Consider the following 26,824-nt stretch of genomic DNA (forward strand, 5'->3'; position numbering starts at 1 on the left):
CGAGGCTGCATCGTCATCCGCTCACCGCGACAAGATGCGGGGTCTCACGACCACTCCGCGCCGTAGAGGGCGCCATGACCTGGGCGTGGCGGATCGTGCCGACGACGTCGAGACGGAAATCGGGTGCGAGCTCGCCATGCGTCAGCACGGGTAGATCGACGTCGCTGCGATGGAGCAGCGCGCGAAGGTGGCGACGGAGATCGGCTGACACCAGCATGGCCGGTCGAGCGCGCGACGGGGGACGCTGTGCCGTCATCTGTCGCAACACGGTGAGCAAGCGCTCGCTCGCGGCCGGGTCGAGAATGAGCTGCAGGCCGACAGGGGTCGCTTGAATGCCGGCGCGGCACGCATCGTCCAATTGCGCTTCGAGCAGCACGACCGGGAGCACCTTATCGGGGCCGGCGAGTGCAAAGCAGATCTGCCGTCGTAACGCGATCCGGACGTGCTCGGCCAAAACCGCCGTGTTGGTTTCGCGCGGGCCCCATTCGGCCACCGCTTCCAGCAAGCTCCGCAAATTGGCGATCGAGACCTGCTCATCGAGCAGGCGCCGGAGCACCTCGGCGAGACGCGGCAGGGGCGCGGCTTTGGTGGCCTCGCGGACAAGGTCGACATAATCGGGTTCGAGGCTCGTCAGGAGCGCTTGGCTCTCCTGAATACCGATGAACTGTCCGGCGACGCGGCCGAGCGCCGCCCGAACCGCTGGCACCAGATCTTCGAGGTGAGCGAAGTCGCCTTCTCCCGAGGGCAGCCCATCGACCTCCAGCCGCCACGTTGCTGCCGCCGCTGTATCGTCGAGCATGACCGTGACACGCGGCACGCGGATGCCCAGCACGCGACCGAGATCGAGCCGGGCGAGATCGAGCCGTTCCGTCAGGTCGTCGCCGGACGCCCGCCACGCGGGGCCGAGCCGAACCGTGAGCGCCGCCGCTTCCGGGCCGGCCCGCTCGGCCGATCCTCGCGCCACCTCGAACTCTCGCGCTTGCGTTTTCGCTCTGCCGGCCAGTGCCCACCCCGCAGCGCCGAGAAGGATGGCCAAGGTGAGAAAGACGGCAGTCGGAAATCCCGGGACCATCGCGAGGGCCGCGAGCACAAGCGCCGAAATCTGCAGCGTGCGCGGATGTCCGGTGAGTTGGGACATGATGTCCCGCCCGAGATTGCTGCCCGAATCCGACGTTACCCGGGTCACGATGACGCCAGCCGTCAAGGAGATCAGCAGCGCCGGGATCTGCGCGATCAGTCCGTCGCCCACGGCCAGCAGCGAATAGGTCTGTACAGCCTGTGGAAACGACATGCCGCGTTGCAGGCAACCGATCGCCATGCCGCCGATCAGATTGACCACGATGATGACGAGGCTGGCGATGGCGTCGCCTTTGACGAATTTCATCGCGCCATCCATGGCGCCGTACAGTTGGCTTTCCTTCTCGAGCGTTCGCCGCCGCTGACGCGCATCCTTCTGATCGATATCGCCGTTTTTCAGATCGGTATCGATACTGATCTGCTTGCCGGGCAGGGCGTCGAGCGTGAAGCGCGCCGCAACCTCGGCGACGCGCTCGCTGCCTTTGGTGATGACCACGAATTGCACGATCGTGATGATGAGATAGACCACGAGCCCGACCACGACATTGCCAGCGATCAGAAACTCGCCGAAGGTTCGGATGATCTCGCCCGCGTCTCCCTGGACGAGGACCATCCGGCTTGTTGTGATCGACAGCGACAGACGGAATGCGGTCGTGATGAGAATGATCGATGGAAGGGTCGAGAACTCGACTGGCGCCGTAATGTGGATCGCCACCATCATGAGCAGCAGCGAGAGCCCGATATTGGCCGCGATCAGCACATCCGCCATTGCGGTCGGCACCGGCATGATCATCATGGCCATGGTCAGCACCAGCAGGGCGACCAGTGCGAGTTCCTGACGCGCTGCGAGGCGAGACAGAAAGCCGTTGAGCCAAGCTGGCATTGCCATCAGAACCGCACTGCGGTGATCTGGTCGCCGCGCTTGATCGTGACGCGCGTCGCATCGATGGCGCTGACCACCCAACCGCTCGGCAGGATTGCGCCGATGAAGAGCTTGCCGCCGCTGCCATCGATCACATAGGGGTTGCGACCCGGCCAGACGGCTTGCACCGTCAACGGCGGCGGATCGGAGGCGACCGAAACCTGATCGACCAAGACGGTTGCTCCGCCTGCCGCGCCGTCGAACCAACGGCTGGCCTCATGCCATGCGCCGGTCTGTTGCGGCGTTATCTGCCCGCGCGCTTCGATCGAGCCATCGGGTTCGGCCTTGAGCGTCACGGCCTCGAGACCGGTCGTTGCGAGCTTTTGGCGGAAGGCATCGACCACGGCCGAGACCTCGGGCAGGATGACGGGACGAGCCGCGGGAATGCTGCCGGTCGACTCCATCGATCGATCGACCGGATGAAGCGCCGGCGCGGCGTTGAGAGAGGCCACCAAGCTCAGCATGCCGGTGCACAGGACGCCGATGACAAATGCCGGAAAGTGCGTGGCCATAAGCGAGGCCCTTTGGCGCGCCGGTACCGTGAGCGCGCTGCCGTCCATCCGAAACGATACGCCGCCGCTGCTGAACCGAGCGCCCGGCTGCAGACGCTGGGACCGACCCGCCTGAAGCGTTTTCCGGCCGGAGAGATCGACGGTCGCGTTGGCCGCCTCGATGGTGGTTCGGCCGTTCTCACAGGTCAGCAAAAAGGCGGTTCCACCCGGCGGCAGGTCGGAGATGACGATGTCGTTGTCGGAGGATGCGCCGATCCGGGTGCATCCATGGGACAGCGCAGATCGCGCTGTCCCATGGATGCCGCTTTCGACCAGCAGGGCGGCGGACGGGGAGGCTTGGGGAGCCATGGCGTTATCCCTCTGGGTCAAGTCGGCCGCCAGCGCGCGACGGGAGAGGGGCCGGTTGGCCGGCCCCTCGGATGGTGTCGATCGGTGGAGCGCCATCCCGCGCGAAGCGCGAGGCGGCGCCCCAACGAAATCAGCCGATGTTCGGGCGCTGCTGAGCGGCAGTTTCTTCCGCGCCGTCGATCGTCTTGGCGACCGTGATCTTCATGTTGGTCTCGGTCGCCAGAGCGAACGCGTCGTTCATCTGCTGGATTTCGGCATCGACCGAAGTCGAACCCGACTGAAGTGCGCCCGAGCTATCGGTTGCGCCGTTACCGCCAACGCTGCTGCCTGCCATGATGATTCTCCTGATGATGGTTCGTAATCGACCCGAACGCGTTCAGGCCAGTGTCGGAGCGCCTCGTTCGAGATCGATCCGTCTTCAACGACCGTTTGGTCGTCTCGCCTCCCGGCGGCGGGAACCGTTGGGTTTGGGCCCACCGCGGGAGTATTCGTGGAGCACTGGGGTCGGGCGATGCGGAGCTCGCGTCGCCGGTCCCCGTGCTGAAGCTTGCAGAACCCTTGCGGTGTCCGAGCGGCTTACGCTTGGTTCTGGTCGGTCTGGCTCTTCGAGTAAGTCGCGGCAGCCTGGTCGTAATCCGCGAAATTCACCTCTGGGCCTTGGCCGTTGGCATGCGCCAGCATCGCGTTGATCTGCGCGCCCGAGATGCCCATGGCCGGGTTATAGGAGGTCGGCACCGCTTGGTCGGCGCCTGCGCCGCCCGTCAACCGCACTTCGGGGCCGGTGCCGTTCGAGACGGCCAGCATCTGGTCGACCTCGGTCTGGCTAATGCCCTCGCCCGGATTGGTCTTTGGGGTGACCGCATATTGCGTCTCACCACCAACACCAGCGCCTTGCGGCTGCAGCAGGGTGATCAACTGCTTGATCAGCGACGCTTCGTCGGCCGGCGCGCCGGTCGAGCCGGCGCCAGATGCGGCGGGCGTTTGCTGAAGCAGCGTGATCAATTGCTTGATCAATCCGGCTTCATCGGCGCTGGACGCCGCCGTTGTGCCGCCCGACGATTTATCGAGCAGGGAGATGAGTTGCTGGATCAGCGACGTGAGATCGTTCTGGCCGCCAACCGGCGTCGTCGTGACTGGGGACGCCGCGGCGTCGGTCGTCGGCTTGGCCTCTCCAGTAGCGGAGGTCGAGGTCGGCAGTTGCTGCTGAAGCAACGAAATGAGCTGCTTGATTAGCGACGCGAGATCGGTGCCGCCGGCACTTGCGGGACCGGCGTCGGCCGCCGTTGTCGCCTCCTTCACCGATGGGATCGTCGAAGTGGCGCCCTTCGGCTCCTCGGCTGCCTGCGGGCCGTTGCCGGTGCCTGCATTATCGGCCATCGCTTTGCTGTATTGATCGATTGCCTTCGTGCCGGCATTTGAGCCGAATTCTGCATAACCGCCGCCCATGCCGTCGACGGAATTCTCGTAGGTCTTGCTGTTGAGCTGCGACCCCATCGCATTGACTAACGTGTCGAGGCTTCCGGCATTGCCGACGTGCAGCACCGTATCGCTGACGTCGTTGAAACCCTGTGCGGAACTCGGACCGCCCTGTTGCACGGAACCGGTTTTCACGCTCGCGCTGCCGTCGTGAAAGCCGGATTGAATGACGGTTTGGTTGTCCTTGGTGACCGCGACCTGATCGATGTAGGACACGCCGTTGACTTCGGCCGTTTGCTTAAACTGGACCTCGGTGCCGTCGGATAGCTTGATGGTCAGGCCATCATGCTGGAAGTTGGCTCGATCCCCGGCGCTCGTATAGATGTGGGGGTCGCCATAGACTTCGACGAAACTGTTGTTGGTTGTGTCGAAGATCTTGACCATGCCGTCATTGGCATTGCCGCCGCTCGTGGGGCTTCTGTAGCTGGTCGACCCAGTGATGATGTAGCGACCGGTATCGATTTCGTTGCCATGGACCTGCAGTCCGGCCGAGGCCGCGACATTGAAATCTGCGGCATGCGATGTCGTGTCGGCTCCCGGCATGGAAGAATTACCTCCGCCAGGCAAAGTCGATCCCACAGTATTTGCCATCTTGGTTCTCCAGAGACGTCGAAAAGGTCGATCACGCCGGCAATCTGGCGCGGAAACATGGGTCGGTCGGCTTCAACAAACCGGCTCGGCTTTAAGCGGCGAGGCCATCGTTCTGCCTTGGACGCGTCGTCGCGACGCAATCTTCGATCGATGACTGCGGTTGCAATCCAAGCAAGCAGAGCGTGTTCGGTGCAATGGTCTAGCCCGGTGCGTCGGGATTGCTCGTATTATCATTGATGGCTTCGGTAATGTCCGCCTGCGTACTCTGTAGGACAGTGCCCATGAATTTCACGACGCCTTCGGCGAATGCTTGTTGCATATCCGCCGTTGCTTGATCGCTGCCCGGATCCGTTGCCGCCGCGCTCGTCGATTGTCCGACTGGGGTAACGCCCGTCATGTAAAACTCCCTTGTGGTGCGGGTTTAAGAGCCCGACACAGGTATGGTTGACGCCAGCTCATGCGACGACGCTGCCGACAAAGCTTTGAAGCTCAGCGACCTGCAGTGTGACCAGACATGCAACAACTCGTCAGTTCCTCAGCGCCGACTTAATTCGGCGAGTGGGATGCGCAGAAACGAAGCGGCGCCGCCGCTTTTCGATCGTAAGTCTGATGCGCAGCGAGGTGACCGCGCGCTCACACAATGTTTTTTTTTAATATTTGTTCCCGCATAAGGTTGAACAAATTCAAAAAAAACAACTAAGCCGTAAGTTAGTCGCCGCATAAAGTGATACAAATTTACAAATCGCTAGTCAATTAACATCACCAAAAAATTCAGGGCGAATTTGTTTTGCCCGATTATTTGTGATATACTTATGACAACGAAGCGTAAAGCTTGTGACAGATCGACGAAGTTCTTTGTCCTGACGATCACCACCTGCGTCGCGCTAGGGGAACTGGACGCGACTGGTCGATGTTCCGCGAAAGACCACGAGCGTGTCGCTCGAAGCAGGGCTGTGTTTTGGCTCTTTATCGGCCGCAACCGCTGTCGCAGCCTGTTGAACCATTGCAAGATATCGGGGAGGTCCTGATACCACCACGATGTTGGTCCCGGGCCCCGGTCGAAGCCCGTAGCGCAGATCGAGAAGTCCTGCTCCCGAAAGCGCAGAATAGAGCTTCTTGTAACCGGCTCCCTCGACTGTGAGCAATTGAGTCTGGGCTTCAGACGCTGCGCTGATCGAGATGACTGCGCCATCGTAATACCAATCGAGACCAAATTCCTGGGTTAGACGATTGAGAAACTCTCGCGGCGGGAGGCTGGGCATCCGCCCATGCACCCGCCCCTGAACCGCAGCCGACAGCACCACCCGAAGACCGGTATTGGTACCAAATTGCTCGAGAACTGTTCTGAGATCCTGATCCACTACCACGTAATTATAGGCCGCAGGCGGCCAAGCAGGTTCTGCCGCCAAAAGTGTATCGGACATCGCCACGACGAATGAGGTGATCATGCCAGATATCGCGAGACCGATCGTCACCGCTCGCCGCACGATTCGATGCTCCAGGGTTACGAACAGTTAACGTTCGACCACATATCTCCAATGCGATCAAGTCTAAAACGATGATGAGTCGAGATGCGCTCGATCTCTGATGAAAATGATAGTCACTTCGATGTCATAAAAGTGATAAAAACGCATTTGTAAGAAGATCGATGATACAAGATGTCGCCTTTGCTATTGGATTTGAGCCAACTCACTTGCCGTCTGAGCGTCTGCACGATAGGTATGCTCACGGTCACTCGCATTCAACGCGTGAACGGCGGGCCGCAGCGAGGGCCGGCGGCCGTCACGCGAGCTTTCCGACCAAGCGGAGCACCATCATGATTGAGGCTATCGCCGCGGTGCAGCAGCTTGCGGCCGCCAAAGACCCCGTTCCTGCGGGTGTGCAAAGCGTCGATGTTTCGTCCCAGGCGGTGCAGCGGCCCAATGCAACCGAGGCTGCAGACTTTGCCGAGGCGGCTGGTCGAACGGCGCACGAGGTCCCGGCTGCAGCGCCATCCTCGACCGACAGTCTCGCAACCCGCCTTGCACATCAGGCCGATGCCATGGCGAGCCGCCTGAAGATTCCGGAAGGGTTTGGTCAGGCCGCTAAAACCACGCAGCCTGAAGCTCCTGTCGCAGCGAACGACAGCATGCATACGCCCGGCTTCGACAAAGAGAACATGACCGCGGCCGTCTCACAGATGGAGCGCGCCTACATGTTCGCGATCGAGACCACCATGGCGAGCCGCGGCTCGACCGAATCGACCAAGATCTTCAATACGCTTCTCAAGGGGCAGTGATGATCTGCGCGCGGGCGACCGCGAAAGGCGGCGCGGCCCTGGTTCTCATGCTGCTTCTCTCCGCCTGCCAGACGGAGCTTTACACCGCCGTCCCCGAGCAGGAGGCGAACGAGATGTTGGCGTTGCTGCTGCGAGGCGGCGTGAGTGCCTCGAAAGTGCAGGCGAAAGATGGGTCGGACACGCTGATGGTCGAGCAGACCCAGTTCGCTGCGGCGGTCGATATGCTGCATACCGGCGGCTACCCCCGCGCGAAGTTCAGCACCATCAACGATGTGTTCCAGCCCAGCGGATTGATCGCGTCCCCGGTGCAGGAGCAGGCGCGTTTCATCTGGGCTCTGGGCCAGGAATTATCCCGCACGGTTTCGCAGATCGATGGAGTGTTGACCGCACGGGTTCAGGTGGTGCTGCCAGACAATGATTTGCTGAAGCGAGAGCCCACGCCATCCTCTGCGTCGGTTTTCATCCGCTACGATGAAGCAAGCCGCGTCGCGAGCCTCGTGTCGCAGATCAAGATGCTGGTGGCCAATAGCGTGCAGGGGCTCAACTACGACAAGGTCTCGGTCGTGCTCGTGCCTGTTCCGCACGTCGATCTGCCGGTGCGATTGGCGACCCCGACGCCCGATTGGCAAGGGCCGGCGCTGATCGGCGGTAGTGTGGTCGCCGTTCTGGTTGCGTCTCTTCTGCTCTTCCGCCGCCGCCTTCTCGCGTTGCTCGCCACCACCAAGCCGCCGCTGCCGGACCCGGCCGAATGAGCGAGATCGCCTTGCTGCAGGCCGCCTCTCCCGATCGCATTGCCGCACTCATCGGCCATGGCGCATCGTCCAATCTGGTGACAAGACTGCTCCGTTCGACGCGCCTTCGCGCTCGCCTCGCGGAGGTCGTCAGCGCCAGGCTGGGGCTGGTCGGCTCGATGACGCCTGTTCAAGCCGCCATTCTCGATCTGTCGGAAGTTGGCCTTTCGACGCTCGCGCGGCGCGCGGGCGCCATCTGGCATGGCCGTGCCATTGCGCGCGCGATCGATGCGTCGGATCGACGGGCGCTCGTCGCGACACTTGGCACCAGTCTCTACGGTCAGGCGCTTCGCGGGATTGCGCTGTCGCCGGAGCTTCCGGGCGACCTTCAGGGTCCCGAGGCTCTCGATGTTGCGGTTGCGACGGATGGCGCCGCTTGCCTCGAAGCTTGGCGTTTGGCGCAGCCGCCAGGCGTCGCACTGCGGGTGGGGCTGTTGCGCGCGACTGTGCTGGTTGAGGCTTTACACCGGGAGCGGGGTCCGAGCATCGTTGCGTGGCTGGTGCAAGCGTGATCGCCGAGGAACTACCGGCGTCGCGTTTCGTCATCCGAGGCGATGTCATGCGCGCGCATGGCGATGCGAAAACGATCCTGGCCGAAGCTGAGGCGGCCGCCGCCCGTCTTCGCGGCTCTGTCGAAACCGAGCGGCGGGAGGCGATCGAGGCGGCTCGCCGAGAGGGTTTGCGGCAGGGGCTCGCCGATGCGGCCCTATTGGCCAGCCAAGCCGCGATCGCGATCGACACATTCTGGCGCGAGCAACGAGCGCAGATGCACGAGGTGGCGCTCGCGGTCGCGCATCGCATTCTCTCCAGCTTGCCGGAGCCGGAAATCCTCGCGCGCCTCGCTGGCGAGGCGATCGACGACTATGGGCGGGACGTGCGAATCACCTTTCGCACAGCGCCGGAGGAGGCCACCGCGCTACGGGCCGCCTTGCAGGATCATGGCAACCGCATCGTCGTGTTGGCCGATGTGACCGCGAAGCCGGGCGAGTGCACTTTGGTGCATCCGCGCGGTCGGAGCGAGATCGGCCTGCTGGCACAATTTCGATCGATGCTGGATGGGCTCTCAACCCATCAGGACGGACGATCGCCCGATCGGGATCACCTCTCGGCCGATCGAGACGTCGGTTCAGTGAGACCCGAGATCGACGCGGGCATCGAAACATGAGCGTGGGGAGGTTGGCCGATGGGCTGGATCGCCTTGGCGTGCAGGTGCGGGAGCTTCAAGCGCGTCCGGAGCGGGGCCGCATCGTGCGGGCGGTCGGCACGGTCTTGCGTGCCGTTCTGCCCGAAGCGCGCCTTGGCGAATTGTGCCGAGTGCACGATCGAGGCCGCCCCGAACCCCTGATGGCCGAGGTGGTCGGCCTCGATGGTGACGAAGCGATCCTCGCGCCCATTGGCGATATGCTCGGCCTCGCATCCGGCGCAGAGGTCGAGCGGACCGGCGATGTGCTGCGGGTGCCGGTCGGCGATGCCGTGCTGGGCCGCGTCGTCGATGGCCTTGGCCGTCCGCTGGACGTCGCGGCCAGGGGGCCTCTCGCTCCGGGTCCAAGTCGGCCGGTGCAAGCCGCGCCGCCTCCGGCGCTGGAGCGCCGGCTCGTCGAGACCGTCCTGCCGCTCGGCGTGCGTGCCATCGATGCGCTGTTGACCTGCGCCGAAGGACAGAGGCTCGGCATCTATGGCGAGCCGGGCGGCGGTAAATCGACGCTTCTCGCCTCGCTGGTGCGCGGGGCCGCCGTTGATGTCGTGGTCGTGGCGCTGATTGGTGAGCGCGGCCGCGAGGTTCGCGATTTTATCGAGCGGCAGCTCGACCCGGAGACCCGGGCCCGGGCGGTTCTGGTGGTCGCCACCTCAGACCGGCCGGCCGTGGAACGCCTGAAAGCGAGCTACACCGCAACCACGATCGCGGAAGAATTTCGCGATCGGGGGCGGCGTGTGCTGCTGGTGATGGACAGCGTGACGCGCTTCGCCCGTGCCTTGCGCGAGATCGGCCTCGCGGCTGGCGAACCCCCCACCAGACGCGGCTTCCCGCCGTCCGTCATGGCCGAATTGCCACGGTTGATGGAGCGTGCCGGGCCGGCCGCCACCGGCTCCATCACGGCCCTCTATACGGTGCTGGTCGAAGGCGACGGCGCCGGCGATCCGGTCGCCGAGGAAACCCGAGCGATTCTCGATGGACATATCATCCTGTCGCCCAGCCTCGCGGCATCTGGTCATTATCCGGCCATCGACGTTCTCACGAGCCGCAGCCGCGTCATGGATGCGGTCATCTCGGCTGATCATCGCAAACGGGCCGCTGCCATCCGCGATGTGCTGCAACGCTACAACGACATCGAATTCTTGGTTCAGGTCGGCGAATTTAAGATCGGCTCCGACCCGCGCAACGATGCGGCGCTAGCCGGGATCGAGGCCGTTCGAGAGTTTCTACGCCAAGGATCGACGGATCAATCCTCGTGGGAGGAGACCCAGGCTTGGCTGTCACGGCTGACGAGTTGAAGGCGCGTCGCGCCGCTTTGCTGCTGCGATGTCAGCACATTCGAGACGATCGCCGCCGCCGCGAGGTCGCCCATGCGGAGGGACTGCGCCACGATGCAGCATCCAGGCTCCGGCAGACGCACCAGGATCTCATGGCGCACGAGGACGTGCGGTCGCGTGAGATCGGTCAGCAGCATGATCGATTGGCCGGCCAAATCATCGATCTGCGAGCCCTAACCAGCATCCAGGCCGGCGAGGCAGCCTCGTTGGCGCGGTCGGCCGATCTCGCGGCCCAGCGCCTCGCCGCCAGTGCGGCGTTAAGCGAGGCCGAGGCGGGGCTGAACCAGGCGCGGTTGGCCTTGCAGATGGAAGCCCGGATCACCCAGAAGCGGGAACGGCTTGCCGATACCATGGCCAAGGCGTGGCGTCGCGCCGCCGACATCGCCGACGAGATGGATCGCAGCGATCAGGCAGCCGACCTCTGGCGTGCATCGACTTGACGGCCCGCCCGCTCGTCCTTCCGACGATCAGCCGAGCGGAGGCGCTCGCCTCCCGCAAGCGATTCGCACCGCGCTCGGCGGTCACGCTCGCTGGCTTGCTCAAATTGTCGATCGATCGCGCGCCGACCGGCGATTGCGGTCCGGACCAGATGCGCGTCGGCGTTTCGTGGGGGACCGATCGTCTGGAGGTTCGCTGCCCGTCGGCTTTACCGCAGCAGATCCTTCGGGCGCTGGATCCCGCGATCGAAAGCGATGCTTTGCCGTCCGATCTCGCGGGTCTTCTGCTCGAGGCGGCCCTGTTGCCGACCATGTCGGTGTGGGAGCGAGCGGCCGGTCGCGACGTCGCAATCCTCGGCGCGGAGCGGGAGGGCTCGGCCCCGCCACCTGGCGGTTTGAGGCTGAAACTCGAGGACGATACCGCCTCCTGGCGGCTGCATGTCGGGTCGGAGCGCGAAGACATCGTCGATGCCGTGCTCGAGGCTTGGCCGATCGAACCGCGCCCCATGGCCACTTTCGCGGTGCCGGCAGTGCTGCGGGTCGGCACGACGCGGCTGCCCGTTGCGGTGCTGGCATCCTTGCGGCCGGGCGATGCCGTGATCCTCGAGCGGAAGCCCGCGACGGGCGTGACATTGGTGATTGCCGATGCTTTTGCGGCGGATGTCACGGCTCAGGATGGCCGTTGGCGGGTGGTCGAGGCTATGCGGTCGGTGCTCGACGCCGCCGCCGGACAGGAGGGGACGATGCAGGAACTCAAAACCGACCCGAATGGCACGGAGACGACGCCTGTCGTGGAGCCGGACGATATTCAGGTGCAACTCTCGTTCGAGGTCGGGCGGCTCGACATCACGCTCGGCGAACTGCGTCGTCTCGGCCCCGGCATGGTGCTCGATATCGCGCGTGATGCGGTCGAACTCGTCCGCATCAGCGCCCATGGGCGGCCGATCGGGCAGGGCGAACTCGTCGATGTCGAGGGGGCCGTCGCGGTGCGGATCGTTCGCCTGTTCGATCATGGGTGAAGCTCAACCCAATCTCCTCGGTATTCTGATCGCCATCACGGCGCTCGGGACGCTCACGTTCGTGGCCGTTACGATGACGAGCTTCATCAAGATCTCGGTGATCCTGTTCATTCTCCGCAACGCCCTGGGTGTGCAGCAGACGCCGCCCAATCTCGTCCTCTATGGCATCGCCCTGCTGCTGACCGGCTATGTGATGGCTCCGGTCGGCGCCAAGGTCTATGCCGAGATCGCGGCGCCGGGGCAGCATTACGAGAGCTTTAGCGATTTCGGCGCGATCGCAAGCCGTGCCGAAGTGCCGGCCAAGGATTTCATGCTGCGCTTCGTCAGCCCTGGCGAGCGTGAATTCTTCACAGCCGCGGCGGTGCGGGTTTGGGGACCCGACTCAGGACTGACGGCCCAGCCGGACGACCTGATCATCGTCGTGCCGGCCTTCGTGCTGTCCGAATTGCGTCGTGCCTTCGAGGCCGGCTTTCTGATCTACCTGCCGTTCATCGCCGTCGATCTCGTCACCACGGCGGTCCTGATGGCGATGGGCATGTCGGCCGTCTCGCCCACCACGATCTCGGTGCCGTTCAAACTGTTTCTCTTCGTCGCGATCGAGGGATGGACGCGGCTGATGCACGGGCTCGTGCTCGGCTACGCGACCTAGCCGCCGCATGGGCCATAACGACCTCATCGTTCAGCTGCAGGCGATGCTCGGCATTGTCCTCATCATGTCGCTGCCGCCCTTATTGGCCGCGATGGCGGTGGGGCTGATCGTCGGCATTCTGCAAGCCGTGACGCAGATCCAGGACCAATCGCTTCCGGTCGCATTCAAGCTGCTGGTCGTGATCGTGATCCTGGCCCTGGCCGGACCCATGCTGGTGCAGCCGCTTGTCCGCCTGTCGGGCCAGTTGTTCGACAGCTTTCCGGCGATGACGCGGTGAGCACCGCCTCCGGCTTCGAGGTCGTCTGGCATTGGCTGCTGGCCTATGGCATCGCTCTGGCGCGCCCCATGGCCATGCTGGCCCTCAACCCCGTCTTCACCCGCGCCCAGATCACCGGCCTCCTTCGCGGCGCCGTCGCCTCCGCGCTGGCGCTTCCGATGGTGCCGGTCTTGGTCATGGCGATGCAGTCCGAGCCCGCCAATCCGATCGGGTTGATGCTGCTCGCCGCCAAAGAGGCCATCATCGGGGCGGCGCTCGGCCTGCTGCTCGGGGCACCATTCTGGGCGCTCGACGTCGCGGGCGATATTCTCGATGCCCAGCGCGGTGCAACGCAGGGCCGGCTGAACGATCCGGCTGGCTTCGAGGACGTGTCGATCGCCGGGACGATGCTGATCATCACCGGTATCGCGTTATTCGTCATGACCGGCGGTCTCGAGTCGTTAGCCGATCTTCTCTACGGCAGTTGGGCGATCTGGCGTCCGCTCGGCGCTTTCCCGCATGTCGACGATCGTACGCCCGTGTTGCTGCTCGGGTTGCTGGACCGCATAACCCGTCAAGGCTTGCTGGTCGCGGTCCCGGTCGTGCTCGCCATGTTGCTGGCCGATGCGGCACTGCTGCTGGTCGCCCGCATGGCACCGCAGCTGCGAATCGACGATCTTGCGCTGTCGGTCCGCAACATCGTCTTTTTCATCGTCATGCCGCTCTACGTCATGTTCCTTATGACTTACATGCGGCAGGATTTTGCGACCTTGCCGGCTCTTCTCGATCTGATGCGGGACGCCACCACGCCGCTCGGCGCGCCCACGCCATGAGCGGGCAGGACAGCAGCGAGGAAAAAACCCTCCCGCCGTCGGCCAAGAAGCTTCGCGACGCGCGCAAGAAGGGGCAGATCGCCCGCAGCAAGGAGTTGGTGACGGCCGCCGTCACGATCACGGCGTTCTTCTATCTCGGGGTGCGCTGCGTTCTTCTTTTCGGCCAATTGCTCGATGGACTTCGCGTTCTCCCGGCGCTTCTCGACCGGCCTTTCGACGAAGCCGTGGCAGCGCTGTCCGATAGGCTCGCCGGAAACGTCCTGTGGGCCATCGCGCCTTTTATCGGCTTGATCGTCATGGCGGCCGTTCTGACCAACGTCATCGTCAATGGCGGTGCTCTGGCGGCTTTCGATCCGATTCTGCCCAAGATGGAGCATCTCGATCCGATCGCCGGCTTCAAACGCATGTTCGGGATGAAGAACCTCGTCGAGGTCTTGAAGTCCATCGTCAAGCTTGCGGCGCTCGGCGGCGTGTCGCTTTATATCATTGCGGGCGCCTTGCAGGCTCTGGTCGAACTCCCAACCTGCGGCTTGCGCTGCGTCGGCCCGACCATGCTGGGTCTCTTGCAACCGCTGCTGGTGGTCACCGCGGCTTTCTTTCTCTTGGTGGGGCTGTTCGATATCGGCCTGCAGCGCTGGCTGTTCCAGCGCGACATGCGAATGACGACCTCCGAGCAGAAGCGGGAGCGCAAGGAAAGCGACGGCGACCCCCTGATCCAGCGCAAGATCCGGGAGGATCGCCGCAGCAGCATGGCGCTGAAAACCGGATTGCGGAACGCCACTTTCATTATCCGATCGGCCGATATGTGTCTGGCCATGCGGTTCGCCGCGCCGGACGCCATGGTGCCGGTGCTGGTCGCGCGTGGCACGCAGGAGGGCGCCTTGGCGTTGCTCGAAGAGGCTAAGACGTTCGACCTTCCTGTGGTGTTCGATCCTGTCGCCGTCGCGGTCGCGTCCCGGCTGCAGGTCGGCCGGATGATCACGCAGGAAATGTTTCAGCCGGTGATCGGCTGTATGCGCGCCGCCGGGCTGATTTGATGCTCGTCAATGCTTTGTCACAAAAGCTTGTCGCCTCTATGCGAGACGGTCGCTTCGCTGCGGCTTCGGTCATGACGCGACACAGAACAGAATGGACCCGCTTGCCTCGTTGCATCACCCCGACCCGCTTGGCGCGAGCGACCTCTCTTCTGTCGGCGCTTCTGTCGATGGGGCTTTGTCTCGCCGGCTGCGCCGCGCTGCAGGACCCCGAGGTGTCGCGACAGGAGACCGTCGCCAACGATCCCGCCGCGATGTTGAGAATCGCCGATGCGGCGCAGAAAGCCGGTGAGGTCGATGGCGCCGTCGCGTTCTATCGCCGTGCGGCGGACCTTCAGCCCGGCTCGGGGACGGCCCAGATCGGGCTGGCGCGCGCGCAGGTCGACCAGGGCGACGTCGAGCAGGCGCTTGCGACTCTCGACGCCGCGCATAAGCGCATGCCAGCCGATGCTCACGTCACGGCCACGCTGGGCAAGCTCCTGGTGGCGGCCCATCGACCTGCGGACGCGCTTGCGGTTTTCCGTGATGGCTTGCAGCAGGATCCGCATGCGGTGCCGCTGCTAATCGGGCAGGGCGTTACGCTCGACAAGGCGGGTCAGCACGCCGAGGCGCAACAGTCCTACCGGCTCGCCCTTCAGGTGGAGCCCGGTAATGCTGCGGCTCAGACGGATCTGGCGCTGTCCGAAACTCTTGCGGCCGGCCGTACGGCGCCGACCGTGAAATCCCGCGTCTCTCGGGCCTCAGGCGCCACCGCCGTCGATTGAGACGCCGTCAGTGTTGTTTCAGGGTGTCGTGACGGTTGCGGCCGGTGTCGCGATCGTGTTGCCGGTGGAGGCGGCGGTGCTGGTTGTCGGTGCCGCAGCGGAGGTCGATCCACCGGACGCCGACCCACCCCCAGCATCGGGCGATGCGCCGGTCGTGTCGACCGAGGGTTCACCCGTCCGGCGATTGGCCCGCCAGGACGTGACGCCAGCCGCCAGATAGGCACCATCCGAAGGGGCGAGGCGCGGCGGTGCGACGAGGTCGGCGGGGTCGACCAGCATGGCCGCGAGATTGCTGCTTTGGGTGCAGGTCGCAAGGCTCATCAAGCTCGGCAAAGGATCGCCACCGAACGCCGGTGTGATCGCGTCGGCGCAATCCGGCGTGCCCGCGACAGCACGGGTCAGCAACACCGAGGCCTCGCGCGCTGGCGGCGGCGGAGCGGTCGCCGTAATGCGGGAGGGGTCGATGCCGTTGCCGACCAGCGCACGGCGGAGGGTCTCGGCTTCTCGCGCGCTGCTCGCCACGATATGGGCCCGAACGGCTTGTCGCTCGCCATCCGAGACGACGGCAATGTCATGCTTCAGGCGGGCACGCCACGCGAGGCGGCCGTTGGGTTGATGCGGCGCAAACACGAGCTCGCGATTGACGCTCGCCAACAAAACCGGTGGCGAACGACCAAGGTCGGCGGCCTCGTTGGTGCAGCCGGCCAGCAGGGCCGACAGGCTGAAAGCCGCGATCGATGCGCGCATCATTGAAACACGAATCCCATGTTTTCGGGTTGCGGCGGCGGCGCGCGGCGCGCGAGACCGACAGCACGCCGAGTCGGGGCCGCGACGCGCCCATACACCACTTCTTCCTCGTCGGACGGCACGCGGACGTAGCGGCTCGCATCGCCCGGCGGATTACCGGGGCCGGTCGGACGCACGACATAAGGCGTCACGACGATCACGAGTTCGCTCTGGTTGCGCTGGAATTGGTTCGAGCGGAACAAGCCGCCGAGGATCGGGATATCGCCAAGCCAGGGCAGCTTCTGGATCGAATTGTTGTTGTTGTTCTGGATCAGCCCGGCGATGGCGAAGCTCTGGCCGCTGGCCAATTCCACCGTGGTTTCGGCGCGGCGCGTCGTCAACGCCGGCACCTGCACGTTGTTGAGCGTCACGGTGTTGGTGAGATCAAGTGCACTCACCTCGGGCCGCACCTTCACACTGATGTGGCCGCTCGACAGAACCGTCGGCGTAAAGGCGACGCTGACGCCATATTGCTTATATTCGACCGACACCGCCCCGAGCGCCTGGGGGATCGGGATCGGAAATTCGCCGCCGGCCAGAAAGGTGGCCGTGGTGCCCGACACGGCCGTGAGGTTGGGTTCGGCCAACAGCGTCACCAGCCCCTCGGCCGCCATAGCGTCGAGCACGGCCGAGCCATTGGCATGTTTGGACGCAACGGTGCCGAAGACGCCGTTGACACCGTTGGCGATCAGATTGGCTCCCGTCGCGCCTGCCAACCGGCCGGTTTGCAGTCCGAAGGCGAAGTCACCGGCCGAGAACACCGTCGACCAGTTGAAGCCGAGTTGACGCGAGACTGTACGGCTCACTTCGGCGACCCGAACCCGAAGATTGACCTGCGGCGACCCGGCGACTTGGAGCTGGTTGGTTAAAGGGACGCCCGCTCCGAGTGTGCGGGTCGCGGTCTGCTGCAGCCGTTCCGCCGTCTGCGGGTCGGGGACCGTTCCCTGCAGCATCGCGCCGTTGGGCGTATAGGTCAGCCGTGTTGCAGCATCGCCCGCATCGGCGTTCATCTGCGCCTGAAGCTCGCCTTGCGGAAAGCGCACGTCGATCATGTAGGCCAGCAGCGGCGCGCCATCCTGAGACAAGACGAAAAGCGTGGTGCGTCCGGGTTTCTTGCCGAAGACAAAGATACTGGATGCTTTTGGACTCTGGATGTCGGCGATGGTGGGGTCCGCCACGAACTCGGTTCCGGCGGCCTCCGGCAAACGCAGAAGTTGGCCGCCCGAGACATCGATATGAATCGTACGGCTCGCGGTCACGGTGCTGGGAGGGGCGGCGGCTTGCGCGAGCGCCGCTGCAGGAGCGGTTGCGGCCAAAACCAGCATGGCCAGAAGGGCGAGCAGATATCGAGCGATAGTCTGTTCACGTCTTCCGCGCTCAAGAGGCTTGATGTCGATCGTCCGAACATGTCGCATCTCGCTCAACTACAGCAAGCGAACGCAGTTTGGCTCGGACTTTTTGGCGCTCGGCGGCAATCCGTGAAATTTTGAGAGTATCGGTGGTCGGTGAGCCACAAACACCGAGTATCGTGCCGCGCGAAACTGCTCCGCTGGTGCGGGACAACGACAATAAAACGCAATTGGCTTACGGGAATGTCATATTATTGTCATATCGCAGCCGATTAGACTTGTTGACCGGTTGTGGGTCCCGCACTGCGGTTCTTGAAACGGCTCGGCCGCGGGCCGGGCCGTTGTCCGCGACGGCTCAGGCGACTTGACGACGACGCCCGCGCTCCGCGTTTGTAACTGTGTCCGCATTGAATTTGCGGATCACCAACTCGCGGAGAAGGTTTTCGGCCACTGTCTCGGCCGCTAACGAACCCACCGGCATGACATCCTCGTCGCCGTTGTAGCGAACCCAAACGGCGGTGGTGGCCCCATTGCCAGAGACATCGAAGATCCCGAAGAATCTTTGATCTCTGTAGGTGCACGAAATCTCCCTGATCGACATCGATAACTCCCTTATTTTTTACTTATGAGTGTTAACGACCGAGTTGGTCTGGCGGTTGCATTGATCGATCGACGCATCGCTCGATGCCGCTGAGATTTTGCCGGTGCGACGAACGGCTGCGTCAGACTGTCGCCGCGCGGATGCCGACTTCGACGATGTCGGTCCCGCCGCACCGTATTGAAATGTTTTGACCTGATCGCGTCGCGCTGCGGTTCGCTTTCGCCCGCGACGGGCCTTACGATCGGGCCGACATGGGAGATGTCGCTTTGAATTGGATGGTCGAGTCCGAAACCGGAACGCTGCGGGACGTTTTGCTCTGCCGCCCGGATCACTATCGCTGGATCGAAACCAATGCGATCGCTGTCGAAACGCTCGGTAAAGGCCGCAGCATCGACGCGCAGCGGCTGCAAAGCCAATTTCGGCAACTCGAGGATGCGCTCGATCAGGCGGGTGTCACGCGCCACTATATCGAGCCTGAGCCGCATCTCGCCTATCAGGTCTATACGCGTGATTCGAGCCAGACCACGCCGTGGGGTCCGTTGCTGACGCAACTCGCCTTGCCGGCGAGGCGCGGCGAAGTCGCCTCGATCCTCCGCTTTCATAGCGCGCAACACGGCTTCTGGCGCTACGCGAGCGGCGGTAACGTCGAGGGTGGAGACATCCACATCATTCGCCCGGGCCTGTTGCTGATCGGTTGGTCGGGTATCCGCACCACGGCCGAGGGAGCAGCTCAAGTTGCGTCCTGGTTCAAGGCCGAAGGCTGGGAGGTTCGGGTCGAGCCCTTCGCCGAGCACTTCCTGCATCTTGATGTTCTGTTCTGCATGGCGGCAGATGGTTTGGCGGTGGCCTGTATCGACGTGCTCGGGGATGCCTTTGCGGCTTGGCTCGCGGATCACGGCATTCGCGTGATCGAGGCGACATATCGTGACGTGATGGCGATGAGTTGCAATCTGCTGGCGCTTGGGAGCGGCCGGGTCATCTCGCCCCGGCACAGCACCCGTATCAACGCAGCGCTGCGGGCCGAGGGGCTGACGATCTATGACCCCGAACTCGACCTGTTCGCGGCAGGCGGCGGCAGTGTCCATTGCATGACGATGCCGCTGCGCCGCGACCCGATTTAGCGGTCGCTCTCTCGCGAGGTCGGAGGCGTCCTGCCTAGCGCTTCATCTCGACTTCGACGAAGGCGATCGGGTGGTCGGAGGCGTTCTTCACGTCGTGTTTGATGCCCGACGGCCGTGCGTAGGCGTCGCCCGCCGCGAGCGTCACCTGGCTTTCGGTCGTGCCGTCGTGCAGCGCCAGCGTTCCACCGAGCACCATGACGACGCAATAGGGCATGGCATGTTCGTGCCACCCGGTGCAGGCGCCGGGCTCGAAATCCCACCGTGTGATGCGAACGCGGTCGTCATCGACCTGAACGGTCGGACGGGCCGGGATCGTGCACGTGAAGGCCATGGGATATCTCCTGGTCGCGGTGTTTGCGCGTCAGCTTCGATCAGTGCGGCTCGCGTCGCAAGGCCTGCGCCATGCAATGAATACCGCCGCCGGTCTTCGAGATCTCGCTCATGTCGACCTCTGCGACCTCGAAGCCGCGCGCTCGCAATTGCTCGATCAGCGTCCGGCTCGACGCGGGCGCGATCACGCGGTCTCCACCAAGGCTCATGAAATTGCAGCCGAGCGCCATCGTGTCGGTGAAGGGCACGTCGATGATGTCGTGGCCTTTTTGCTTGAGCCAGTCGACGATGCCGGGCTCCGTGCAGGCGAGGCAGACGGCCGTCAACCGTGGGGCGATCGGCACCACCATCAGGTCGATATGAACGTAATATTCGTCGATGAAGGCGAGGCGCGTTTCCCACCCTTCCCGCTTGAACCATCCCTCGACCTGCCGCGCGCCTTCCTCCTGGGTGCGGGCTCCGCCACAGCCGATCAGCACGCAGCCGTCCGCGATAACGTTGAAGTCGCCGCCTTCGAAGGTGCCGGCCGTCACCATGTCGTAGATCGGTACGCCGAGCCGCTCGTAGGTGCGTATCGCAGCATAATTTTCACCGCGCCGCCACCAGTTGGCCATGGCCGTGATGATGGCGCCGAATGGCGTCATCACGCTGGAATCGCGGGAATAGACCTGCATGGGCAGTTCGGGTTCCGGATCGTGCCAGTGCACCGCGACGCCGAAGTGCTGATAGGCCGCGACGAGGTCCTTGTGCTGGGCCTGTGCGGTTTGGATGTTGCACGGCGCCTCGCGCAGATGCTTGCGGGACAGCGAACTCGTGGCGAGATGCCGGAGATGCGCGGGTGAGCCGAGAAGCACATCGGTCAGCCGGTCGGTTTCGTTGGTGAACCCCCACCCCTGTAGCCGAGGCGTGCCGCCATCCGGGTTGCGGCGACGGAGGCTGAACGGCTCGGCGTAACGGCTTAAGGTCGGCGTCATGGACATGGCTGGGCTCGGGCTGGTGTGACGGCGCGACCGTAAGGGGTGAAACGGGCTTGTAAAAAACGATGGTTTTTCGTCTGATCGGATCGAAATTTTCACCGCAGGAGGACGGGTGCGGGTTCCCTCAACGCAAGCCCTTCGGGCGCTGGATTGTTTTGCCCGTCATGGCAGTGTCTGGCGCGCCGCCGAAGAACTGCATCTGACGCGAAGCGCTGTCAGCCACCAGCTGCGTTTTCTCGAACAGGACCTCGGCTTCGATATACTCAAGCGAGCCGGTAAAGGCGTGACGCTGACGCCGCAAGGCATGCGCTATGCGGCCGATGTCCGCCGCGCGTTGACGCTGTTGGGCGATGCCGCCGTCCAATATGGCGATAAGGGAATCCGGGGCTCCCTCACGGTGAGTTGCACGCCGGGGTTCGCGTCTCTTTGGCTCTGCACGCATTTGGCGGAATTCAAGCAGCTTTACCCAGATGTCGTGCTTCGGATCGTTACGCCGCCCCGGCTCGACGACGTCAGCAACCCCGAGGTGGATGCCTTCATCGCCTATGGGGATGGCGGAGCCTGGCCGAGACATGCGGTGGAATTGCTCAGCGAGGTCGAGTTCACGCCGTTGTGCAGTCCGGCTCTGCTGAACCGGATCGGTGGGCTGACAGACCCGCTCGATGTGTTCCGCGCCGTGCTCCTGCATCTCGACACCTACGACGATTGGAGCCGATGGTTCCAGGCGGCGGGTGCCACGCCGCTCCCCTTCGAGCAAGGCGTCACCTTCTCGGACATGAACCTCGTTTTGGCCGCCACCACGGCCGGGCAGGGAATCGCCATGGGGGATGAACTCACCTGCCGGCAGGCGCTCGAGACGGGACAACTGGTCCGGCCGTTCGATCTCGGGATCCGGTCAAGCCGCGCCTATTATGTCGTGACCGAACATCACCGCACCGGCAATGCCGCCATGCAGGCCTTCTCGGATTGGCTCCGGTCGCGGCTCGTGCAAACCGCCTCCGTGCTCCGCCCCGCTTAAGACGCGGGCAGGACTGCCAAAAACCGCGCCAGAGGGGTGAATTATATTTGGTCTAAACCGTACGAATCTTCGTTTGTCGTGAGGATAAGAGCTCGATAGCCTGATCTTTCTCTTCTGGAGAGCGAGCGGGTGAACGCAAAGGCGGTCGGGTTAAGGGCGATCGGCATCGACAAGTCATTTGGGGCTTTTCGCGCCCTCAAGGCTGTGTCGTTGGACGTCGCGCCCGGCGAGTTCCTGACGCTGCTTGGGCCGTCTGGGTCCGGCAAGACCACCTTCCTGATGATCATGGCGGGGTTCGAGGCGCCGACCGGCGGCCGATTGTTGAGCGAGGGCGTCGATATCACGACCCGCTCGGCGGAGGCGCGGTCCTTCGGCATGGTGTTCCAGGGCTACGCCTTGTTCCCGCACAAGACCGTCGAACAGAATATCGCCTTTCCGCTCCAGGTCCGCAAAGTGCCCCGGGAGGAAATCGCGACGCGGGTGGCCCGGATCGTCGCGCGTGTCGGCCTCGCGGGACACGAGAAGAAGCTGCCCGCGAAACTTTCGGGAGGTCAGCAACAGCGGGTCGCCCTGGCCCGAGCCCTGGTGTTCGAACCCTCGGTCCTGTTGCTGGACGAACCGTTTTCAGCGCTCGACAAGCATCTTCGCGGCCGCATGCAGGACGAGGTGCGGCGGTTGCATCAGGAGTTCGGCACCACGTTCGTGTTCGTCACTCACGACCAAAGCGAGGCTTTGTCGCTGTCGTCGCGCATCGCCATCTTCAATCATGGTGAGTTGCTACAGGTCGCCACCCCGCAAGCCATCTATGAACGTCCGTCGAACCGCTTCGTCGCTGAGTTTCTCGGCGAGATCAATCTGCTCCCGGTCGAGGGGGTCGGCCATTGCAGCATCGGCACAAGTGGCTCCTTCGAGGGACGTAACCTGAAGGTGCCGCGCCAGGATCACGTCGGCCGCTCCGGCACGCTGGCGATCCGCCCTGAGCATATGTCGGTGGCGTGCGGCCCCGCGCCCGACCGCAACGGCGTTCCGGCCCTCGTGAAAGCCACCACTTACCTCGGCTCGGCGACGCGGCTCGGCCTTTCGACCGCGAGCGGGACGGCCTTGACCGTCACGTTGCCGACCGACGTTGCCGCAACCGCGCTCACGAACGGCCCCGATCTCTGGGTCACCTGGCCCGCCGACAAGGGCTTTCTTCTGCCGGAAGAAAGCCATGCTTGATCATTCTCGCCGAAGGAGCACGCTGATGAACGACGCCTTTCAAAAAGACTGTCTCGAGATTCTGGCCGGCAAGGTCGAGCGCGGCGAGATCAGCCGCCGCCGCTTCACGCAGATCGCCGCCATGGTGTTGGCGGGCGCGCCCCTGGCGCTCCGGGCTGGCGGGGCCCGAGCGGCCGATGGGCAACTCGTGCTCGTCAATTGGGGTGGCGACGCTCTCAAAGCGTATGACGCGGCCTATGGGCAGGCGTTTCAGAAAGCCACCGGCATCACGGTCAAGGAAGACGGCACGGGACCGACCGAAGGCGCCATCACGGCGCAGTTCAAAAGCGGCAAGCCGACATGGGATCTCGTTGATGCAGACCCGTTCTCGGCGATCTCGCTCGGCCATCAGGGCATGATCGAGCCGATCGACTATACGGTTGTCGACAAGGCCAAGATGCGGCCCGGCTTCGCCTGGGACTACGCGGCCTCGACCTACTTCTTCTCGTATATCATTGCTTATGACGCGCAGAAGTTCGGCAAGAATCCGCCGACCGGCATGGCCGATTTCTTCGACGTGAAGAAGTTCCCCGGCAAGCGCTCGATGTATAAATGGGGCGTCGGCATGTGGGAGGCGGCGCTGCTGGCTGACGGCGTCGCGCCCGAGAAACTCTATCCGCTCGACCTCAAGCGGGCTCATGACAAGATCGCGGCCTTCAAGGAGAATGTTTCGTCCTTTTGGGGAGGCGGCGCCGAAAGCCAGCAGGTGATGCTGAGCGGCGATGCCTCGATGGGGCTGATCTGGTCGACCCGCGCGAGCCTGCTCGACAAGGACCCAAGTGGCCAGGTCAAGTTCATCTGGGACCAGGGTCTCATCTCGCCCGGCGCGCTGGCGGTCATCAAGAACAACCCCGGCGGCAAAGCCAATGCCATGTCGTTCATCGCGAGCACCACCGATCCCAAGAAGCAACTCGTGATGTTCGATATGCTCGGGCAGGGGCCGGCAAATCCCGCCACCGATGCGCTGATTCCCGCCGATCAGCAGAAGTATAATCCGGTCGATCCCGCCAACATGAAGAAGCAGATCGCGCTCGACATGCCCTGGTATGCCGAAAATTACGGCGCGGCGCTCGATACCTACACGAAGATCATTTCGGCCTGACCCCTGCGAGCCGCCGGAGTGTCCGGCGGCTTGTCTTCGAAGGCCGCGACGGCCCGACAACCTAAGAGACGAACCCGAACCCGATGCGAGCGTCCGCCCCGCGCCTTGCCAGTCTGCTGCTTCTCGGCCCGTTGCTGGCATTCTTGACGCTCGTCTATCTGCTGCCGTTCCTCGGCATCGCGGAATGGAGCGTCACGCTGCCGACGCCCGGCTTCGGTCAATATGAACGGCTGACCGGGGATAGCCTCGTCCTGTCGGTGTTCCTGCGGACGTTCCGCATCTGCGCGATCGTGACGGTCGTGTCGGTCGTTTCGGCTTACGCGATCACCTACGTCTGGGTCCGCGGAAGCCGGCTGCAACGCAGCATCGCTGAACTCTGCATCCTGATCCCGTTCTGGATCTCGGTCCTGACCCGCGCGTTCGGCTGGCTGGCGCTGCTCTCGAACCGAGGCCTCATCAACGCGTGGTTGATGGGCGCGGGGTTGATCGACAGTCCACTCCAACTCTCCCGCAACGAAGCCAGCGTCATTCTCGGCATGACGCATGTGCTGATCCCCTTCGCAGTCTTCCCGCTCGCCTCGGCCATGCGCGCGGTGGACGAGCGCGTGCTGTTGGCCGCACGCGGCTTGGGGGCATCGCGCCTGCGGATTTTCTGGTCGGTGTTTCTACCGATGACGGCGTCGGGCGTCATCGGGGCGGGGCTGATCGTCTTCGTCTTCACGCTCGGCTTCTTCGTGACCCCCGCAATCCTGGGCGGCGGGCGCAGCATCATGGTGGCCGAACTCGTTTATCTCCGCATGTTCCAAAGCCCCGATTGGGGTCTCGGCGCCGCCGTTAGCGTCGTGCTGGTGTTGATCGTCGGCATCCTGATGGCGTTGCTGTTCAGGTTGGCGCGCCCGGCCTTGATGGGGAGCGCGCGGTGATTCAGCGCCCCGGACCCATCGCGCTCATTCTGGCGGCCTTTGTGGCGGCGTTTCTGTTGCTGCCTCTGCTCGCGGTGGTGCCGATTTCGTTTACGCCGGCGCGCTTCCTCACCATGCCGAAGGGCGAACTATCGCTGATCCATTACCGCGACCTGATCGACAATCCGGACTGGCGCCGCAGCATGCTGCTGAGCCTTCGCATTGGTATCGTCAGCAGCGTGGTGGCCACCAGCTTGGCGCTGGCCTTCGGGCTCGGCATCTGGATGTTTCAACCGCGCTTTGCGGCGCTGCTGGTCGGCATCGTGCTGCTGCCCATGATCGTGCCGCCCGTCGTGTCGGCCATGGTGCTGTATTTCTTTCTCACCTCGCTGTCGCAGATCAACGATCTCGTCGGCTACGACACGTGGCTCGGCGTCACGCTCGCGCATGTCGTCATGATCGTGCCGTTCGCGCTGGTGCTGATCCTGGTCGCCTTGGCGCAGGTCGACCGGCGCATCGATCTGGCGGCGCGCGGGCTCGGCGCGACGATCAGCCAGCGCGTGTTCGGCATCATCCTGCCCAACATTCGTTTCGGCGTGCTGACCGCAGCCCTGATGGCCTTCGTGCTGTCCTGGGAGGAGATCGGCGTCACGCTTTTCGTCACCAGCGTCAATGCCATCACGCTCCCCCGCATGATGTGGATGGGCGTGCACGACAATATCGATCCCGCGATCGCTGCCATTTCGGTGGTGCTGATCGTCATCACGACCCTGGCGCTGACCGGCCGCATGCTGCTGCAGCGTCAACACCCCGCATGAACACACGCCAAGACGAGGCCCCCCATGGATGAAGTCTTCGGCCGCCGCGACATGATCGCCCCGGCCCGATTGAAAGCTCTCAGCATCAAATCCGATGCGCGAGGCTTTCGGCAGCTCGGAACCCATCTTGGGGCGCTCGCTGTCACCGGGACGGCGCTGGCCTCGACGTGGGGGACGTGGTGGGCCGTGCTGCCGTTTCTGCTACACGGCACGCTGATCAACTTCCTATACGCGGGGCAACACGAACTCAGTCATTGGACCGTGTTTCGAACCAAAAAGCTCAACGAGATCTTCGGCCGGCTCTTCGGTTTCGTGCTGATCTACCCGCGCGACTTCGATCAGATCCAGCATTTCGCCCATCACCGCTACACGCAGGATTGGGAGGGCGACGGGGAACTCACGCGCGATCGTTACACGCTGACGTCCTATCTGCTCTGGGTGCTTGGCCCGACCTATTGGTACACGCGCGTGCGGCGCGTCATCCGTTTCGCACTCGGCATCGTGACCGAGCCGTATATTCCGGAGGGTCGCAAGCCCGAGGTCATCCGCGAGGCGCGATGGCATGTGGCCGGCTATGCCGCGATCGCGGCGCTGTCGATCGCGACTGGGAGCTGGCTGGCGATCGAGCTTTGGCTGCTGCCGATGCTGGCCTTGAAGCCGGTGCATCAATTGCAGAACACGATCGAGCATCTCGGTCTGCCGCATGTCGACACTATCGTGCAGAATACGCGATCGACCCGCACCAATGCGGTGATGCGCTGGATGGCGTGGAACATGCAGTACCACACGGCCCATCATGCCTTTCCGGGTGTGCCCTGCTATCAATTGCCGACGCTGCACCAGGAGATCTTCGTCGAGAAAGGCCGCAAGCCCCCGACGATGTCCTATCTGGCGTTTCAATGGGCGGTGGTCCGCGCTTTCTGGAACGGTCGCACCGAAGCCGATTACCCCGATGACGCGATCTGGATCAGCGACGACACCGATCTCGAGCCGGTCGCCCCGCGCGTGCGAAATGCCAGCGGCAATCCCGCAAAGCAAGGCTGA

The 26,824-nt window shown here is 63.7% G+C and carries 30 protein-coding genes; 19 read left to right on the top strand and 11 right to left on the bottom strand.

Features of this window, described 5'->3' with window-relative positions; translation table 11 throughout:
- Window positions 1–13: 13 nt before the first annotated feature.
- The 6 genes from EY713_RS12290 to EY713_RS12315 form a co-directional block, all read right to left on the bottom strand.
- A complete protein-coding gene (locus EY713_RS12290) occupies window positions 14–1,966 on the bottom strand; it encodes a flagellar biosynthesis protein FlhA (RefSeq protein ID WP_131115237.1) in 1,953 nt (650 codons plus the stop codon).
- A complete protein-coding gene (locus tag EY713_RS12295; protein WP_131115239.1) occupies window positions 1,966–2,859 on the bottom strand; it encodes a SctD/MshK family protein in 894 nt (297 codons plus the stop codon). Before EY713_RS12295 ends, EY713_RS12290 begins: the two co-directional genes overlap by 1 nt.
- Window positions 2,860–2,989: 130 nt before the next feature.
- Window positions 2,990–3,193: a hypothetical protein gene (locus EY713_RS12300; RefSeq protein ID WP_131115241.1), complete on the bottom strand. Its 204-nt coding sequence runs from the start codon at window positions 3,191–3,193 to the stop codon at window positions 2,990–2,992.
- Between the two features lie 242 nt (window positions 3,194–3,435).
- Window positions 3,436–4,878 (bottom strand): hypothetical protein, encoded by a 1,443-nt coding sequence (locus tag EY713_RS12305; RefSeq protein WP_131115243.1) that lies wholly within the window; start codon window positions 4,876–4,878, stop codon window positions 3,436–3,438.
- A gap of 247 nt (window positions 4,879–5,125) precedes the next feature.
- On the bottom strand, window positions 5,126–5,323 hold the full coding sequence (locus EY713_RS12310; protein WP_131115245.1) for a hypothetical protein: 198 nt from the start codon (window positions 5,321–5,323) through the stop codon (window positions 5,126–5,128).
- A gap of 487 nt (window positions 5,324–5,810) precedes the next feature.
- The gene (locus EY713_RS12315; RefSeq protein ID WP_131115247.1) at window positions 5,811–6,374 is read right to left on the bottom strand and encodes a nodulation protein NolW; all 564 of its coding nucleotides are present in this window, start codon (window positions 6,372–6,374) and stop codon (window positions 5,811–5,813) included.
- 368 nt (window positions 6,375–6,742) lie between these two features.
- On the opposite strand from EY713_RS12315, the gene EY713_RS12320 reads away from it, so the two are divergent.
- From EY713_RS12320 to EY713_RS12375, 12 genes are all read left to right on the top strand, one after another.
- On the top strand, window positions 6,743–7,204 hold the full coding sequence (locus tag EY713_RS12320; RefSeq protein WP_131115249.1) for a hypothetical protein: 462 nt from the start codon (window positions 6,743–6,745) through the stop codon (window positions 7,202–7,204).
- Window positions 7,204–7,956 carry a type III secretion system inner membrane ring lipoprotein SctJ gene (gene sctJ / locus EY713_RS12325; protein WP_131115251.1) on the top strand — a complete coding sequence of 251 codons (753 nt, stop codon included), beginning with the start codon at window positions 7,204–7,206 and terminating at the stop codon, window positions 7,954–7,956. Before EY713_RS12320 ends, sctJ begins: the two co-directional genes overlap by 1 nt.
- Window positions 7,953–8,507 carry a hypothetical protein gene (locus EY713_RS12330; RefSeq protein ID WP_131115253.1) on the top strand — a complete coding sequence of 185 codons (555 nt, stop codon included), beginning with the start codon at window positions 7,953–7,955 and terminating at the stop codon, window positions 8,505–8,507. Before sctJ ends, EY713_RS12330 begins: the two co-directional genes overlap by 4 nt.
- Window positions 8,489–9,160 (top strand): FliH/SctL family protein, encoded by a 672-nt coding sequence (locus tag EY713_RS12335; RefSeq protein WP_131115255.1) that lies wholly within the window; start codon window positions 8,489–8,491, stop codon window positions 9,158–9,160. Before EY713_RS12330 ends, EY713_RS12335 begins: the two co-directional genes overlap by 19 nt.
- Window positions 9,157–10,488: a FliI/YscN family ATPase gene (locus tag EY713_RS12340; RefSeq protein WP_131115257.1), complete on the top strand. Its 1,332-nt coding sequence runs from the start codon at window positions 9,157–9,159 to the stop codon at window positions 10,486–10,488. The genes EY713_RS12335 and EY713_RS12340 overlap by 4 nt, the downstream gene beginning before the upstream one ends.
- On the top strand, window positions 10,464–10,967 hold the full coding sequence (locus EY713_RS12345) for a hypothetical protein (protein ID WP_131115259.1): 504 nt from the start codon (window positions 10,464–10,466) through the stop codon (window positions 10,965–10,967). The genes EY713_RS12340 and EY713_RS12345 overlap by 25 nt, the downstream gene beginning before the upstream one ends.
- Window positions 10,964–11,983 carry a type III secretion system cytoplasmic ring protein SctQ gene (gene sctQ / locus EY713_RS12350; RefSeq protein WP_131115261.1) on the top strand — a complete coding sequence of 340 codons (1,020 nt, stop codon included), beginning with the start codon at window positions 10,964–10,966 and terminating at the stop codon, window positions 11,981–11,983. Before EY713_RS12345 ends, sctQ begins: the two co-directional genes overlap by 4 nt.
- The gene (gene sctR / locus EY713_RS12355; protein ID WP_131115263.1) at window positions 11,976–12,632 is read left to right on the top strand and encodes a type III secretion system export apparatus subunit SctR; all 657 of its coding nucleotides are present in this window, start codon (window positions 11,976–11,978) and stop codon (window positions 12,630–12,632) included. The genes sctQ and sctR overlap by 8 nt, the downstream gene beginning before the upstream one ends.
- Window positions 12,633–12,639: 7 nt before the next feature.
- On the top strand, window positions 12,640–12,909 hold the full coding sequence (locus tag EY713_RS12360) for an EscS/YscS/HrcS family type III secretion system export apparatus protein (protein ID WP_131115265.1): 270 nt from the start codon (window positions 12,640–12,642) through the stop codon (window positions 12,907–12,909).
- Complete coding sequence (gene sctT / locus EY713_RS12365; protein WP_131115267.1) at window positions 12,906–13,721, top strand: type III secretion system export apparatus subunit SctT; 816 nt, start codon at window positions 12,906–12,908, stop codon at window positions 13,719–13,721. The genes EY713_RS12360 and sctT overlap by 4 nt, the downstream gene beginning before the upstream one ends.
- The gene (locus EY713_RS12370; RefSeq protein WP_131115268.1) at window positions 13,718–14,758 is read left to right on the top strand and encodes an EscU/YscU/HrcU family type III secretion system export apparatus switch protein; all 1,041 of its coding nucleotides are present in this window, start codon (window positions 13,718–13,720) and stop codon (window positions 14,756–14,758) included. Before sctT ends, EY713_RS12370 begins: the two co-directional genes overlap by 4 nt.
- 101 nt (window positions 14,759–14,859) lie before the next feature.
- Window positions 14,860–15,519 carry a tetratricopeptide repeat protein gene (locus EY713_RS12375; RefSeq protein WP_165491116.1) on the top strand — a complete coding sequence of 220 codons (660 nt, stop codon included), beginning with the start codon at window positions 14,860–14,862 and terminating at the stop codon, window positions 15,517–15,519.
- An 18-nt stretch (window positions 15,520–15,537) separates the two neighbouring features.
- Here EY713_RS12375 and EY713_RS12380 read toward each other — a convergent pair whose 3' ends face one another.
- The 3 genes from EY713_RS12380 to EY713_RS12390 form a co-directional block, all read right to left on the bottom strand.
- A complete protein-coding gene (locus EY713_RS12380) occupies window positions 15,538–16,269 on the bottom strand; it encodes a CpaD family pilus assembly lipoprotein (RefSeq protein WP_131115272.1) in 732 nt (243 codons plus the stop codon).
- Entirely contained in the window at window positions 16,266–17,720 is a 1,455-nt protein-coding gene (locus tag EY713_RS12385; RefSeq protein WP_131115274.1) for a type II and III secretion system protein family protein, read from the bottom strand. Before EY713_RS12385 ends, EY713_RS12380 begins: the two co-directional genes overlap by 4 nt.
- Window positions 17,721–18,009: 289 nt before the next feature.
- Window positions 18,010–18,255 (bottom strand): hypothetical protein, encoded by a 246-nt coding sequence (locus EY713_RS12390; protein ID WP_131115276.1) that lies wholly within the window; start codon window positions 18,253–18,255, stop codon window positions 18,010–18,012.
- 251 nt (window positions 18,256–18,506) lie between these two features.
- Here EY713_RS12390 and EY713_RS12395 point away from each other — a divergent pair, with 251 nt between their 5' ends.
- Window positions 18,507–19,376 carry a dimethylarginine dimethylaminohydrolase family protein gene (locus EY713_RS12395; protein ID WP_131115278.1) on the top strand — a complete coding sequence of 290 codons (870 nt, stop codon included), beginning with the start codon at window positions 18,507–18,509 and terminating at the stop codon, window positions 19,374–19,376.
- Window positions 19,377–19,410: 34 nt separating this feature from the next.
- Here EY713_RS12395 and EY713_RS12400 read toward each other — a convergent pair whose 3' ends face one another.
- A complete protein-coding gene (locus EY713_RS12400) occupies window positions 19,411–19,707 on the bottom strand; it encodes a cupin domain-containing protein (protein ID WP_131115280.1) in 297 nt (98 codons plus the stop codon).
- A 40-nt stretch (window positions 19,708–19,747) separates the two neighbouring features.
- The gene (locus EY713_RS12405; RefSeq protein ID WP_131119637.1) at window positions 19,748–20,680 is read right to left on the bottom strand and encodes a dimethylarginine dimethylaminohydrolase family protein; all 933 of its coding nucleotides are present in this window, start codon (window positions 20,678–20,680) and stop codon (window positions 19,748–19,750) included.
- 115 nt (window positions 20,681–20,795) lie between these two features.
- Here EY713_RS12405 and EY713_RS12410 point away from each other — a divergent pair, with 115 nt between their 5' ends.
- The 6 genes from EY713_RS12410 to EY713_RS12435 all read left to right on the top strand — a co-directional run bounded on the left by EY713_RS12410 (window position 20,796) and on the right by EY713_RS12435 (window position 26,824).
- Entirely contained in the window at window positions 20,796–21,701 is a 906-nt protein-coding gene (locus tag EY713_RS12410; protein ID WP_131115281.1) for a LysR substrate-binding domain-containing protein, read from the top strand.
- Between the two features lie 129 nt (window positions 21,702–21,830).
- A complete protein-coding gene (locus EY713_RS12415; protein ID WP_131115283.1) occupies window positions 21,831–22,919 on the top strand; it encodes an ABC transporter ATP-binding protein in 1,089 nt (362 codons plus the stop codon).
- A 25-nt stretch (window positions 22,920–22,944) separates the two neighbouring features.
- Window positions 22,945–24,060: an ABC transporter substrate-binding protein gene (locus EY713_RS12420; protein WP_131115285.1), complete on the top strand. Its 1,116-nt coding sequence runs from the start codon at window positions 22,945–22,947 to the stop codon at window positions 24,058–24,060.
- Between the two features lie 83 nt (window positions 24,061–24,143).
- Window positions 24,144–24,983: an ABC transporter permease gene (locus EY713_RS12425; RefSeq protein WP_131115287.1), complete on the top strand. Its 840-nt coding sequence runs from the start codon at window positions 24,144–24,146 to the stop codon at window positions 24,981–24,983.
- Entirely contained in the window at window positions 24,980–25,780 is an 801-nt protein-coding gene (locus EY713_RS12430) for an ABC transporter permease (protein WP_131115288.1), read from the top strand. The genes EY713_RS12425 and EY713_RS12430 overlap by 4 nt, the downstream gene beginning before the upstream one ends.
- 24 nt (window positions 25,781–25,804) lie before the next feature.
- Complete coding sequence (locus tag EY713_RS12435; RefSeq protein WP_131115290.1) at window positions 25,805–26,824, top strand: fatty acid desaturase; 1,020 nt, start codon at window positions 25,805–25,807, stop codon at window positions 26,822–26,824.

The organism is Lichenihabitans psoromatis, from assembly GCF_004323635.1.
In the GTDB taxonomy this organism is placed as follows: domain Bacteria; phylum Pseudomonadota; class Alphaproteobacteria; order Rhizobiales; family Beijerinckiaceae; genus Lichenihabitans; species Lichenihabitans psoromatis.